The sequence below is a fragment of the Schlesneria paludicola DSM 18645 genome (assembly GCF_000255655.1).
Taxonomy (GTDB): domain Bacteria; phylum Planctomycetota; class Planctomycetia; order Planctomycetales; family Planctomycetaceae; genus Schlesneria; species Schlesneria paludicola.
Genome location: NZ_JH636435.1, coordinates 2,810,131 through 2,824,042 on the forward strand (window position 1 = coordinate 2,810,131; position 13,912 = coordinate 2,824,042).

General features: G+C 55.2%; 11 protein-coding genes. 8 read left to right on the forward strand and 3 right to left on the reverse strand.

Features of this window, described 5'->3' with window-relative positions; translation table 11 throughout:
• Positions 1–904 precede the first annotated feature (904 nt).
• Complete coding sequence (locus tag OSO_RS0129965; RefSeq protein ID WP_162130571.1) at positions 905–2,323, reverse strand: leucine-rich repeat domain-containing protein; 1,419 nt, start codon at positions 2,321–2,323, stop codon at positions 905–907.
• Between the two features lie 368 nt (positions 2,324–2,691).
• Here OSO_RS0129965 and OSO_RS0129970 point away from each other — a divergent pair, with 368 nt between their 5' ends.
• From OSO_RS0129970 to OSO_RS45745, 6 genes are all read left to right on the forward strand, one after another.
• Positions 2,692–2,961, forward strand: coding sequence for a DUF7336 domain-containing protein (locus OSO_RS0129970; RefSeq protein WP_040592707.1), 270 nt, complete (start codon positions 2,692–2,694; stop codon positions 2,959–2,961).
• A 71-nt stretch (positions 2,962–3,032) separates the two neighbouring features.
• The gene (gene rimO, locus OSO_RS0129975) at positions 3,033–4,445 is read left to right on the forward strand and encodes a 30S ribosomal protein S12 methylthiotransferase RimO (protein WP_083843002.1); all 1,413 of its coding nucleotides are present in this window, start codon (positions 3,033–3,035) and stop codon (positions 4,443–4,445) included.
• Positions 4,446–4,709: 264 nt separating this feature from the next.
• Complete coding sequence (locus OSO_RS0129980; protein WP_202799992.1) at positions 4,710–6,824, forward strand: prolyl oligopeptidase family serine peptidase; 2,115 nt, start codon at positions 4,710–4,712, stop codon at positions 6,822–6,824.
• A 144-nt stretch (positions 6,825–6,968) separates the two neighbouring features.
• A complete protein-coding gene (locus tag OSO_RS0129985) occupies positions 6,969–7,775 on the forward strand; it encodes a hypothetical protein (RefSeq protein ID WP_010586639.1) in 807 nt (268 codons plus the stop codon).
• Between the two features lie 105 nt (positions 7,776–7,880).
• Entirely contained in the window at positions 7,881–8,570 is a 690-nt protein-coding gene (locus OSO_RS0129990) for a YiiX/YebB-like N1pC/P60 family cysteine hydrolase (RefSeq protein ID WP_083843003.1), read from the forward strand.
• 247 nt (positions 8,571–8,817) lie between these two features.
• The gene (locus OSO_RS45745) at positions 8,818–9,411 is read left to right on the forward strand and encodes a phospholipid scramblase-related protein (protein WP_040593391.1); all 594 of its coding nucleotides are present in this window, start codon (positions 8,818–8,820) and stop codon (positions 9,409–9,411) included.
• Positions 9,412–9,420: 9 nt separating this feature from the next.
• On the opposite strand, the gene OSO_RS0130000 is transcribed toward OSO_RS45745, so the two are convergent.
• Both OSO_RS0130000 and OSO_RS0130005 read right to left on the reverse strand, forming a co-directional pair.
• On the reverse strand, positions 9,421–10,761 hold the full coding sequence (locus OSO_RS0130000) for a peroxiredoxin family protein (protein ID WP_157605532.1): 1,341 nt from the start codon (positions 10,759–10,761) through the stop codon (positions 9,421–9,423).
• A 51-nt stretch (positions 10,762–10,812) separates the two neighbouring features.
• Positions 10,813–11,073, reverse strand: a complete 261-nt coding sequence (locus tag OSO_RS0130005) for a hypothetical protein (RefSeq protein ID WP_157605533.1) — start codon at positions 11,071–11,073, stop codon at positions 10,813–10,815.
• A 49-nt stretch (positions 11,074–11,122) separates the two neighbouring features.
• Here OSO_RS0130005 and OSO_RS0130010 point away from each other — a divergent pair, with 49 nt between their 5' ends.
• Entirely contained in the window at positions 11,123–12,259 is a 1,137-nt protein-coding gene (locus OSO_RS0130010) for an efflux RND transporter periplasmic adaptor subunit (protein WP_010586644.1), read from the forward strand.
• A 263-nt stretch (positions 12,260–12,522) separates the two neighbouring features.
• Positions 12,523–13,912: serine/threonine protein kinase (locus OSO_RS45750; protein ID WP_010586645.1), on the forward strand; the 1,390-nt coding region annotated here is incomplete at its 3' end.

Genomic DNA, 13,912 nt, shown 5'->3' on the forward strand with positions numbered 1-13,912 from the left:
GTTGAAGCAACGAAGTACAGACTGGGCGGGGCGGGGCTAGTGAAATAGGGGCGTCTTCGGTCACGAGTCTTCCAATCCTTTGGAAGATTGGTTCGAGTTGGTCCTGACACAATACGCAAAGATCGTATGATTCGAGATGGTGTCAGCAGGCGGCCGATCATGAATCGCGTCACCCGACACAGACCGGGGACTGGCTCATTTTCCCGCAGTAAAGGGAAAGATGACCCTCGTCGATGCACTGTGAATTCCAATAGAACCGGGAAAGTGTGACTGTCCCTCTCTCTTCGGACAGTATTCGGTTACGGCGATTGAAATGACGGGAACTGGCTCCAGTCCGATTCAAAAACACCATGACATCAACACCATGACATCGTGAATTCCAAGGTGCCTGTCTCCCTTACTTCAACAGGCTGCGAAGGGAACATCTCGCTCAAGAGGCTCAAATGAGCATCAATCCGAAAACAACACAAGTACTGAAACAACAATCACATACACAACAAGACGATCAACGCGTTGAAGATGATCAAATTCTGAGTCGACAACCACAACACATTGTGACTTTGAGAAAAAAAACACTTTGTGTCGCCTCGAACGAGGCGCCAGTGCAAGAACTCGCCGACGTCTCCGTCTGTAGCACAGACTTGGCGAATTCTTAACCGTTCACAGGCCCGAGACTGGCTCATCTTCTCGCAGAAGAAGGGAAGGGGCCCTCTGGTCGATGTCCGACGGATTCCAAAAGGAACCGGGAAAATGTAATCGTCCCCCTCTCTTCGGGCGGTGGACGGTTGCGGCGAACACCAAGTGAATTTCACGCAGTCAGCCGAAAACCGTACCTGCGGCCAAGATTTCGCAGGTGAATGAAATCATCATCCTGGCCTTGCTCAAGAACGAGTCATTCGTCGTGTCATTTTAGAATTTGTGTATCGGGCAGAAGCTCCTTTAGTTTATTGACTCCCGAAACGGTGACTTGCGTCGCGCCGACATTCAGAATCGTCAATTGCTTGTGTTCTTTGAGCTCATCAATTCCAGCATCGGTCACGTTTCGACAACCATAGAGTTCGAACATCGAGAGTTTTTTCAGGTCCCGAAGTTCTTTCAATCCCGCGTCCGTGATGCCGTCGCATTGAATGAGATGGAGCATGTTCATGTTGTGAAATTTTCCAAGCTCCTTCATTCCGGCGTCGGTGATGAAAGCCGACTTCAGATAGAGTTCCTTCAGATTTTCGAGACCGTTGATCTCTCTCAATCCAAGATCTGTGATGTTCGATCCGAGAAGCCAAAGCGTCGATAAGTTCGTCAGCCCGCCGATTTCTTGAATGCCATGATCAGTGATTGGCGTGCGCGAGAGATCAAGTAACTCCAGACTCTTGAGCTGGCCAAGCCCTTTCATGCCGAGATCCGTGATCCCACAGCGTGCGAGTGCGAGCCTCTTGAGATTCTTGATGTTTCGGAGTTCCCGAAATCCGACATCCGTAATTCCGCCGCAACCCTCAAGATAGAGACTGGTCAAGTTCTCGAGTTGTCCGATCTCCTTGAGTCCGGCATCCGTGATTTGTGTACTAGAGAGATCAAGGTCCGTCAGGTTTTTGAGGTCCAGAAGTGGCTTAAGCCCCGCATCCGTGATCTTCGAATTGATCAGAAAAAGCTTCGTCAGGTTCTTGACGGTCCTCAATTGTTTGAGTTCAGAGTCGGTAATCGAAGGAACGTGAAGACTCAGCGTCTTTAGATTTTCGAGCTTACTGATTTCATCCAACTGCACGTCATCAATGTTCTCAAGCCGCAGTGACAGCGACGAGAGATGTTTCAGTTCGCCAAGTTCCTTGAATCCATCGTCACTGATCGAGTTCCCGCTCAGCGACAATGTGGTCAGCTTCGAGACCTCGCGAAGGTTACGTAATCCGGCGTCGGTAACATGGGTCGTATGAAGAGATAACGTCGTCAGATTTTTTAATTCCTGCAGTTCGTGGATCCCTTCGTTCGAGATCTCGGTGTTTTCGAAGTGAAGGGATGTCAGATTCTTGAGTCCGCTGAGATCACTCAACCTGGCGCTGGTGATTTGAGAGCTCTTGAAATTGCTAAAGACCAGAGTCGTCAGATGCGAGAATGGCATCAGAAGATTCAGATGCTTTTCGTTGAATTTCCCGTGTCCGTCAAAATAAATGGTCGTCACGGGTCGCCCCGGCAATGCTTCATCTCGCCTGATGTGGCCGCCCAGAAGCAGGATTTTTGCAAATGCCTTGGATTCGTCGTTGTTTGTCTCGGCGATGGCGACGGAGGAGAAAAGCAATGCCGCCATCAGAATCGATCGAACGTGAGCGAGCATCGTTGAATCCCGGAAACGAAACAGCCTGTCTGGAAAACCGTCCAGATTGTCGTGAACTCGTGACGGAAACAGCATACAGCGACCAAAGTCAGCTTGTCAGACCGTTTTTACGAGCGGCCAGACAGGGTTCCCATCAGAGAATCATTCGGCGGAACACTGTGCAACGGCGTATGGGACTGTCCTCGGCCCGGTCCGTCCGGTAGAATCTCGGGCGAATCCCTGAACTTTTGGAACTGAACCTTGACCATGCAATTGCCGATTATCTCGTCCGAAGAACCGACGATTTCGCTGACGCCCACCGGGTCGTCGTCCATGACGAAGGGCACTTACGCCTTCGTGATGGTGTAGGCGATTGCAGCCAAAAAATCATGGAAATTCCTTCGTCGGTCTTTCTTGTTCAACATCTCCACATTCACGACGGTGGCGAAGAGTGCGTGAAGATGGTTGGCGTTTATGAATCACGACGAGCGGCCCAGGAAGCTGTCGGTCGTGTTGCAAGCCAACTTGGCTTTCGAGATATGCCAAAGATCATTGAAGAGAATTCACCAACTTACCTCGACGAATCCGGATTTTACATTTCCGAGTACGAAATCGGGAAAGATCACTGGACTGAGGGGTTTGTGACAGAGAAATTCTAAAAAATTGCCGAGCTGAGCGAAAAACGTCGGTGACTTCCCATATTGTTTGAAACGAACCCACAGAAAGCGTCATGACACAACTCCCAATTATCGGTGACGCCGATACTCAAATTAATATTCCAAACCCCTCTGGAGGCACCTCCAAGGGCACTTACGCCTTCGTGTCGCTCGGTTGCCCTAAAAACCTGGTCGATAGTGAGAAAATGCTGGGCACCCTGGCGCTGGACGGGTATTCCCTGGTCAGCGAGCCGGACGGGGCCGATTTTGTCATCGTGAATACCTGCGGGTTTATTGAAAGCTCGCGTGCCGAATCCAAGGCCGTCATCCGCGAAATGCTCGACCTGAAAAAAGCGGGCAAGACCAAGGGCGTCATCGTGGCGGGCTGCCTGCCACAGCGATTGGGTCCGGCACTGATCGATGAACTGCCCGAAATCGATCACATCGTCGGCGTGTTTGGCCGCGATGAAATCAATCGCGTCGCCGACCACCTGATCGGGGGAGCCCGCGAACAGCGAGAACTGTTCCGTCCAGCACCGCTCAAAGCGATGGACGATCGCGCTCGATTGCGAATCACGCCACAGCACTACGCCTACCTCAAAATCTCGGAAGGGTGCGATCGCACCTGTACGTTCTGCTCGATTCCGAAAATGCGCGGCAAACACATCACCAAGCCGATCGAGATGGTGATCGCCGAAGCGCAGGAACTGGCCAAAGACGGGGTGCGCGAGCTGAATCTCGTCGCCCAGGACACCACCTATTACGGACTGGACCTGTACGGCAAAGTCCGGCTGGTGGATCTGATCAAGGAATTGGATCAGGTCGAAGGAATCGACTGGATTCGGTTGATGTACCTGTATCCCGTTCATTTCACCGACGAGCTGATTGGTGCGATTCAAGATTCGCCCAAGGTCATCCCGTACCTCGATATGCCGCTGCAGCACATCAATGACCAGGTGCTGAAACGGATGCAGCGACGCGTGAATCGCAACCAAACCGAAGAACTTGTCCGCAAGCTGCGTGACCGCGTTGATGGCTTGGTCATGCGGACGACGTTCGTCGTGGGATTCCCAGGCGAAACCGACGCTCAATTTGAAGAACTGAAGCAGTTCGTCGAGGAAGCTCAGTTCGAACGCATGGGGGTCTTCCCGTATTCGCTCGAACCCGACACCCCGGCCGTCAAGCTGGATGGGCATTTGCCCGAAGAGGTCAAACTGGCGCGTCGTGACGAACTGATGGCACTGCAACAGGCCATCGCGTTTGAATATGGCGATTCGCTGGTCGGCAATGAGATCGACGTCCTGATCGACGAACAGCTCGAAGAGGGAATCTGGGTCGGACGCGGCTACATGGACGCACCAGAAATCGACGGCGCCGTCTTTGTCAGTGGCCAGGATCTGCAGCCCGGAATGTTCGTTCCTGTCGATATCGTCCAACGCAAAGACTATGACCTGGTCGCCGTCGCAATCGAGGACGAAGACGCCTGAGAATCGGGCGGTGGACAAACACAGGTCCGTCCCAGGGACATTCGCGCCGTTAAGGAAGAGGGTGCACGATGTCTGAATTTCAGACCAGCGACCAGACACACAGCCTGACCCACAGGCAAACGGGACGACCAGCATGGCCTGAATGGCTGCTGAATCGGACCACGTGAATGCCGTTCGAAATGCATGATCCGCAGCCGCCGGTCTTTCCGGTTGCTGCGGATCTGTTGTTGTCATGACTGATCGATCTCGAGTGAGGTGCCTCGAATGAAACGTCTTGCCATGGGATGCGTCTGTTTCATCGCCATCACCCTCATTGCTGCCGCAGGTGAAAAAATGAAGTATCCAGAGACGAAGCAGGGGACGGTGGTCGATGAACTGCACGGCGTGAAAGTCGCCGATCCTTATCGCTGGCTCGAAGACGATGTCCGCGAATCCAAAGAAGTGGCCGACTGGGTCGCCGCCGAGAATTTGATCACATCCGAATACCTCGCAACGATTCCCCGGCGCACTGCGATCAAACAGCGATTGACGGAACTCTGGAACTACGAAAAGTATGGTGTTCCCTTCAAGGCCGGTGACAACTACTTCTACTTCAAAAACGATGGTCTGCAGAATCAGGCCGCCCTCTACAAGCAGACCACGCTCGACGCCGAGTCCACTGTTCTGATCGACCCGAACACCTGGACCAAAGATGGAACGGTGGCGCTTGGCGCCATCTCTTTCAGCGACGATGGACGCTATGTCGCCTATAGCGTTGCGGAGTCGGGGTCTGACTGGAACACCTGGCGAATTCTGGAAGTCGCCACAGGGCGATTGCTGACGGACGAATTGAAGTGGGTTAAGTTCAGTGAAGCCACCTGGACGCCGGATTGCAAAGGCTTCTTTTACGGACGATATGACGAACCGCCAGCCGGAGAGGCATTTCAGAAGACAAACCTGAATCAGCAACTGTTCTACCACCGCGTCGGAACCGATCAGGCAGACGATGTGCTGGTCTACAAGCGTCCAGACGAACCCACCTGGGGTTTCGGGAAGCATGTCACCGAAGATGGACGCTATCTGGTGATCAACATCTGGAAGGGGACCGACGACAAGTATCGCATCGTCTACAAAGACCTGAGCGAACCGTACGGAATGCCGATCGATCTAATCGAAAACTTCGATCACGAATACACGTTCATCGGCAACGAAGGACCGCACCTGTTCTTTCAGACGGATCTCGACGCCCCACGCAAGCGAATCATCTCGATTGACGTCCGCAAGCCAACCGTCGTCCGTGAACTGGTTCCTCAAGCCCATGAAACGCTCATCAGTGTCGGTGTCATCGCGAATATGTTCGTGACCACGTATCTCAAAGACGCCAAGACGCAAGTGAAGATATTTTCGCTGGATGGCCAGTTCGTTCGCGAAGTGGAATTCCCAGGTATCGGCGCGGCGAGCGGATTCAGCGGGAAGCGAACCGAGACCGAGACTTTCTATTCATTCTCAAGCTTCGCGACACCGCCCACGATCTTTCGTTACGACATGCTGACCGGAAAGAGCACTCAACTGCGGCAGGCGAGCGTCCCCTTCAATCCGGCAGATTACACCGTCGAGCAAGTGTTCTATCCCAGCAAGGATGGAACGAAGATCCCGATGTTCATCACTTACAAGAAAGGCTTGAAACGGGACGGCACAAACCCGACGCTGCTCTACGGCTATGGTGGGTTCTCCATTTCGCTCGTCCCCATATTCTCAGTCGCACGCGTCGGATGGCTGGAAATGGGTGGGATCTTCGCGATGCCCAACCTGCGTGGCGGTGGTGAGTACGGGGAAGCATGGCATCAGGGTGGAACCAAGCAGAACAAACAGAATGTGTTCGATGACTTTATCGCGGCAGGCGAATGGTTGATCGCGCAGAAATACACCAGCACGCCAAAGCTGGCGATCCAGGGCGGTAGCAACGGAGGCTTGCTGGTCGGTGCCTGTATGACTCAGCGGCCTGATCTGTTTGGCGCGTGCCTTCCCGCGGTCGGCGTGATGGACATGCTGCGTTTCCAGAAATTCACCGCAGGTCGCTTCTGGGTCGACGACTATGGCAGCGCCGACAACGCGGATGAGTTTCCAGCACTGTTGGCATACTCGCCTTATCACAACCTAAAACCGGGCACGCGTTATCCCGCAACACTGATCATGACAGCCGATACCGACGATCGCGTGGTCCCCGGCCATAGCTTCAAGTTCGCAGCTCGCTTGCAGCAATGCCAGGCAGGCGATGCACCCGTGTTGATTCGCATTGAAACACGCGCCGGTCACGGGGCAGGCAAGCCCACTGCCAAGTTGATCGAAGAAACCGCCGACCAGTGGTCGTTCCTCGCAAAGGTGTTCGGGATGAAGTAACGAGTTTCCAAGCAGGGAAGAGGGGGGCATCATCCATGTCACCCACGAACGCGTAAGCTTGACCAACCTGTCTTGACAGCTCCCTGACACGGTCGGAAACTTTCGGATGAGTTTGATCGGTGCAATTCGAACAGGGAGGCTCGAATGAAACGGAACGCATTCTTTTTTGGCGTCGCCTACGCACTCAGCATCGGCAGTGTACTTCTGCTTGGCGGTCGAAAAGATGGCTTCTCCATGGCTAGCACGTCTAGGTCGTCGCTGGCAAGCGACCCCGCGACGGCAGCAGTCGCCAACGCGACGCCAGAAACAGGAACGGCACAAGACCTCGTACCAGACAGCAAGTCCGACTTCGCAACACGATCGCAGCCCCGCTTCGCGATGGTCCCAAAGCGGCATTCGCTGGAGGTCTTGAGTGATGCGACCGACACGAGAACAGAGCATTTCCCTTCCGCACTGGCGCTGAACCAGCCATCACTGAAATCGCAGGTCGACGCCGCTGACATCGCAATCGCACAGGCCGACCCATTTGGTGTCGATGAAGGCACGATCGTCGTCGAGCCACCTTTAAATCCCGTTCCAATCCCTGCCGAAGTCGCGATCGATGAATTGAACGCTCTCGCTCCCACAGAACTGGCGGTCGAGGATGCCGCGAAGTTGGTGGAACTGCGAGAAACGATGGCGACACTCAGCAAAACCAAGGCCGATCTCTTGAACGCAAGGGCGCTGGATGACGAGATTACTCTGCTGCACAAACAGATCGCCAATCTGCAGGCGGCCCGCCGACTGCACGATGCGCATCAAGTGCTCGAAAAGCTAATCCAGGATTTTCCCGAAAGCCCGGCAGCCAACCGCGCGAAGTCGATGCTGAATGCATTGCCGACTTCAAGAACACCCAAAGATCGTCTCACCCCGATTCCCGATCCCAGATTTTTGACTCCGAAAGGGGCCTGACGAATTTCGTTTCCAATTTTCTGAATCGCCACTATTGACGAACAAAGCTTCGCTGCAAGGATAGACAGTGAAGGATTGTGCCCATCGGTTCGGGGAGACATCGCCATGTGGTCGGTTTTCATTGCTTGTACTCTGACGTGCAGCGGCGCTAACGCAGACCCTGAGACACCTCCGCCGCCCGGACCTGTAATGGCGGCCGTGAATCAAACGGCGCAGACCGGGACACTGATCTTCAGTCGCGGCGACTGCCTCGCGGTGAAAGTCTTTTCACAAAGCTCCTACACGCACGTGGGCGGCGTCGTTGTGCGTGACGGACAGGCGATCGTTTACGACAGCATGAACGGGCAGGGGGTCAGGAAAACTCCACTGGCCGAGTATCTGCGACAACAGACGCCCAGTACCGTCCACTTGGTGCACCCCAAGACGCCGCTCACGCAAGAACAGGCCACCGCCTACGAGACTCATCTGGAGAGCCAGTTGGGGCGCAAGTATGCCGTCAAACATCATCTGACAGGTCGGCGTTGTGAGGGTCTTCACTGTGCGGAATACATGACCGACGCGCTGATGGCGGCCTCAATGATGACTGCGAAACAGCCACCGCGCGTGTCGCCGGGAAGCCTACTCGAAGGCGTGTTGACCGCCGATGTGTACGTCGATGGCACCCGCATGGAGTTGAAGCTGGAGTCGCCACCGCAGCCTGAAGGTCTCAGTTGGTATCAGCGAGCATGGCGCAGTACTTCGACCTGTTGCACGGGCAGCGCAACCCAGATGCGACGCTGGATTCTGTGCCGCTAGTCGCCTGACTGAATAAAGAGGGGCCGATTCTGGTGCCCTCGGCATCAACGTCTCATTCGAGTCCGCCCCTGTTGTTTCGAGCGGAAGGTGGCTAATGTGCCCCGCCGCTTTCAAGAATCCTCACGACAGTCTGTCCGATCAATTGAGCGAGTTGCATCGGTTGAATAGGATCTCGCGACGGCCATTGGGCATTCGCCCAGACTTTCTCGCGTGGCTCGCAACCAGGATGCCTCTTCAGGACAGAATCATGCTGCTTGATCGTCAGACGTTTTTGGTCAAGGAACGCGCCGAGCTCATGAGACTCACAGATCGATATGACATCTTTGACCCTGAAACGGGCGAACCGATTGGGTTCGCTGAAGAGAAGATCAGTGGTTTTGCGAAGCTGTTGCGACTGGTGATCAGCAAGCAATTGATTCCAACAACCATCGTCGTTCAAGAGGATGAAGCATCCGAACCCGTCATCACCATCAAGCGCGGCCTGACGCTGCTTCGATCGAAAGTCGACGTAATCGACAAGAACCAGACGCCAGTGGGTTTCTTCAAGAGCAAGCTGTTCTCGCTTGGCGGGGGCTTCACGGTTCACAACGCCGCAGGTGAACAGATCGCCAACGTTCAAGGGAACTGGAAGGGCTGGGACTTCAAACTTCTCGATATGTCGGGTCAAGAACTGGGGCGCGTCAATAAGAAATGGGCCGGGGCGATCAAAGAGATTTTTACGTCCGCGGATAACTATATGATTTCCTTGAGCGACGAAGTCGGCAGCAACCCGGGGCTCGCGGCACTGTTACTGGCGGCGGGGCTCGCAATCGACATCGTCTTCAAGGAAGCCAATACGTGAGCGATGTGGCTACTTGGCCTTCTGTCGCCTGAGTGCTTCAACTACCGCCTCGTCAAGCTGCTTCAACCCCTCGTCCGGCTTAATGTCATAGAAGCCGGTATGGTAGTGGGTGATCCGACCGTCGTGTCCGATGACAATCCAAAGGGGCAGGGGAGCCCCCAATGACCGTGGATCGCCGAACGTCGTCAGGATCGTTCCATCATCGGTGGCCATGTCATAACCAAGCCGCATGAAATCCAAGAGAGCTTTCATCGAACGCGTCGCTGCGGATGCCTGCTGCGGATTGGCGAATCGCGGGTCAATATTCACCCCCAGCACCGACACGCCCAGCTTCTTACGCTTCCCATAGAGGAAGTCCAGATAGCCCACTTGACCGTATGGCTCGGTCAATGGCTCGCCGCGATATTGCCAGAAATGAAGCACCAGGACTTTGTCCTGATAGTCTGCTTCCGTAACCGTCTTGCCATTCGTCAGCTTTAAAGTCCAGGCAGGGCAGGGATGCCCGACCAGCTTGCTCTGCAGCCCTTCGACACCATCCAGCCGCTTGCGCTGCTGCGTCAAATCACGGGAAATCGCGGCAACCAACCGAGTCCACCCGGTGCCTTCTGCTTCGTCCTCGATTCGCGGCAACTCGTTCTTCAGAAGGTCGGCCTGATCGTTCGTCAGTTCGACACTCCTTTGTCCCCCAGTACGATTCAGTGAAGTCTGCAGGACGAGCAGCGATTCGAGCGGCTTCCGGTTCTTGGCCTGACCGTCCGCCTCAAGCAGTGTCTGCGAATCCAACTCCATCTTTAGTTGGAATTCATCCCCCCGGCCGATGATCACACGTTCGTCGAGCGACACGAGAAGCCCGGTTTCGGATTCGACAATCAGCGTCTGATTTCGACCCAGCGGTGTCGTGGCCTCGATCTGAACGCAACTTCGATCCTTAAATTTCCGTGATCGGGTGGTGGTATATTGGTACTTGCCATCGGACCAGGTCGACTGCGGTGCGAGATGCTCGCGAAACTCGAAAAGGGGCGAACGAATCGCTAGAGGATATTGCTGCCCGTCATGCGAGTAGAGGATTCGAATCGGTCGCGACTTGGCCTTCGCGTCCACCGCAGCGGGGATCACACCGAAATGCTCGGGCCACCCCCAACCTCCGCCACCCCGTTCTTCGAGTGCGTAGGCCAGCGGGGTACTGCCATCCTGGGCTGTGGCGACAGTGGCATATAGCGTGAACGACTTCACTTCGGCGCCGCCCGCTTTCGCGGATTGACTGAGCGTTCCAGCGTAGTGCAGTTCCGTTCCGACCGGAAGGTCGGTGGCGGCCATCCAGAGCACCAGACCTGTGAGTGTCAAATTCACGAATCGCATCCTTTCAGCCACGAAACAGGGTGGCATTCCCATTCTGGCGGATCAACGATCCGCATCCTCTGTGAACGCGAGTGGTATCTTGATCGAAGCCTCTTGTCGCGACAAGCCGGTCGCAAAAGTCCAAACCGATGGCTCGCGAAAGTCATCACCGATTCGAAGCCGTACACGAGCGATCCGCGCGCGTTCTTCCAATGACCGAAGGTTCACAGCGGCCGCGAACTGTAACGTTTCGTTGACATCGTGAAGTGTCGCGCTTAGCTTTAGTGGATCGCTCAATGAAAACTCGATTCTCAGAGCACTCATCCAACGTTCGAGGCGCATCAGTGCCCCTTCACTCTGAAGGAATGAATTCATGATCCGAACCGATCGGTGGTTCGCAGGCATTGCCGTTGCCCTGGCGGGAACGACAGTTGGCGCTCTTCCTGTTTTCGCCCAGGCCAGCCTTCCCATCGCCGCCGCAGGCGATCAGATCGTCATCAAGCGGGAAGCGTGTCGCGTCGTCGAACCTCATAAGTTCCGAGTGCCTCTCGCGACGGAAGCCCTTCAAACGGTCACGCTGGTGGCCCCCTTCGACGGCACGATCAAGCAGGTCTCCGCGAAAACCAATGCCAAGGTCCAGGCTCAAAGTGATGTGGTCCGGCTGGAAACGGCTCATCAGAAATTGCTGCTCGCTCGAGCTCAGGCTGCATTGAAACTCGCGGCTGTCGAATTAAGGCAAGCGGGAAAGGAAGACGCGTCCGTCGAAATGGCACAGGCCCGGGTCGACCTGGCCCAAGTCGATGTTGATCTCGCGAAATTGGCTCTCGATCAAGCGATGGTTCGAATGCCATTTGCGGGCGAAGTGCAACGAATTCTCGTTTCCGAAGGCCAGTTCGTCAGAGCAGGGGACCCACTCGCCGTCGTCGCCGACAGTCGCATGATAAAAGTGGAAATTCCCGTCGAACGATCCGCGGCAGAGAATGGCAAGCCATACGCATTCAAGATCGAGCAAGCCGAAGTGGAAGGGAAGATCGATGCGGTACTGCCCTTGCCTTCGAAGTTCGACAGCTTGCGTGAACTGTTCGATTCAATCGCGTCCGTTCAGGTCGTCATCGACAATGCCGGCGGCAAATTCAAAGTTGGGCAAACCGTCTACGTCCCATTGATTCCGCGACAGCCCGTTGTGGAAGTCCCAAATTCGGCAGTGGGCAATTCGCCAGAAGGGCATCGCAAGGTACAGGTTGTTCGACAATTGATCGTGCGCGATATTCCGGTGACACTGCTCGGCCAAGTCGGTTCAACACGTGTGTTTGTCAGCGGCCCATTTGCTGACGGGGACGAGGTGATCTACGAAACATCGCATCAACTTGGCGACGCGTTTCAGCTCAAGCCTTCAGGAGCCACCACGGCGTCTGTCACTCCGTCAACAAACGGCCAACCCGCAAGTTCGCCAACGGCAAAACCGACGACAACGCCTGCCCCGACAACACCAAAGCAGGTGGGCTTCTGACCCCACCGCGGAACAGCCTGTGTCGGTGCAGCGCGATCGGAAACAGACGTGGCCGGACGGATGCCAAGTCGGCGGAGTTTCCCCTTGGCTCTGTGACTTCGGTCTTCGTGCAGACGACCTGGAATGTCGCCGTTCTGGGCGGCAATGAAACTCGGCGCGGGACAGGGGTTGCCGGGCCGGTTATACTGAATGGACATTTTTTGCCTGCGCGCCTGGCCATGTCCAAATGCTGACATGACGCTGGCCCGTCCTTGGAGCCCATCATGGCCGAAGAAGAACCACTGATTATCGACGAACAATATCAGTTCGTCATGAACGTCGCTTCCGGAAGCTCCAGCATGGTCTGGGAAGTCGTGGAAAAAACATCGGGCCGCCACTTGGCGATGAAAGTCCTGAAGAAGGAAGTGCCTGAATTCAAGGAAAACAAGTCAAAGATGAAGCGCGAGGGTGAGATCCTCAAGTCGCTTGAACATCCAATGATCGTCAAGTTCGAGAAGTTCTCGTCAAATCGAGACTACACCTACATCCTGATGGAGTACTTCCGGGCCGCCAATCTGAAGATTCAGATCAAGGCAGACCTGAATAAGATTCACCTGAAGGCACGCCCGCTGATGGAAGGTGTCTGCTCGGCGCTGTCCCACGTGCATCAAAAGGGATACATCCATCGCGATATCAAGCCGGATAACGTCTTGATGAATCGGGCAGGGGAGATCCGACTGTGCGACTTCTCGCTCTCGTCAAAAGAGGTGAAGGGATTCGGGGCTCTGTTTGCGGGAAAGATGAAAACCATCCAGGGTACCCGGACGTATATCGCCCCCGAAACAATCCGCCGCAGACAGCCCACCCAAAAGACAGACCTTTACAGCCTGGGAATTCTGTTTTTTGAACTTTTGACCGGCCGAACCCCATTTCAAGCCCCTTCCCCTGAACTGCTGCTGGAAAAGCACCTGAAGACGGAACCGCCGAATCCTTCGGAGTTCAACCCGAACGTCAGTCCCGAGATGGACCGAATTGTCGCAAGGCTGTTGAAAAAGAAGCCTGCAGATCGACCGGCGAATGTCGACGAGGTTTTGGCTGAACTCCGACGAATCCGCCTTTTCAAAGAGGATATTGTCGATGCCGAAGCGCACAAGAAGGCTAACGAAGACAACGATGCAATCGCCATGTTGTCTGAAATCCGCCTCGATAGTCGCGCGGACGCAAAGCTGAAGGTGATGATTGAAACCAATCCCGAGTTCGCCAGGAAATTCGAGATTGAGAAACAGGAAAAAGCCGCAAAAAAGAAGCGGGAAATGGACCTCCTCAAGGGACGAATCCAGCACGCGGAAGGGGTCGAAGCCACCCGAAAAGCGAACTCACCAAACGCCCCGGCCGCGGCACCACCTGCTTCCGCGCCGGCACAGCCGGTTTACGCGCCCCAACCCATGCCAATGCCCATGCCAATGCAGGGGTATCCCCCAGGTTACCCTGCATTTCCCCCCGGCTATGCCCCCTACCCACAAGGCGGGATGCCGCCGGGAATGATGCCCGGAATGCCTCAATACCCGCCTCAACCTGGAATGGGCTATCCGCAAGGAATGCCGCAGATGCCAATACAGCCGGCGCCACCACAACCCAGACCGGCCGCTCCACCCGCAGGCGCAGCCCCGCCGG

Coding starts and splice junctions, on each gene's coding strand:
- OSO_RS0130005 (WP_157605533.1), bottom strand. CDS start 11,073: ATGAGTGCTCTGAGAATCGAGTTTTCATTGAGCGATCCACTAAAGCTA.
- OSO_RS45745 (WP_040593391.1), top strand. CDS start 8,818: ATGCTGCTTGATCGTCAGACGTTTTTGGTCAAGGAACGCGCCGAGCTC.
- OSO_RS0129985 (WP_010586639.1), top strand. CDS start 6,969: ATGAAACGGAACGCATTCTTTTTTGGCGTCGCCTACGCACTCAGCATC.
- OSO_RS0130010 (WP_010586644.1), top strand. CDS start 11,123: ATGATCCGAACCGATCGGTGGTTCGCAGGCATTGCCGTTGCCCTGGCG.
- OSO_RS0129990 (WP_083843003.1), top strand. CDS start 7,881: ATGTGGTCGGTTTTCATTGCTTGTACTCTGACGTGCAGCGGCGCTAAC.
- rimO (WP_083843002.1), top strand. CDS start 3,033: ATGACACAACTCCCAATTATCGGTGACGCCGATACTCAAATTAATATT.
- OSO_RS0129965 (WP_162130571.1), bottom strand. CDS start 2,323: ATGCTCGCTCACGTTCGATCGATTCTGATGGCGGCATTGCTTTTCTCC.
- OSO_RS0129970 (WP_040592707.1), top strand. CDS start 2,692: ATGGAAATTCCTTCGTCGGTCTTTCTTGTTCAACATCTCCACATTCAC.
- OSO_RS0129980 (WP_202799992.1), top strand. CDS start 4,710: ATGAAACGTCTTGCCATGGGATGCGTCTGTTTCATCGCCATCACCCTC.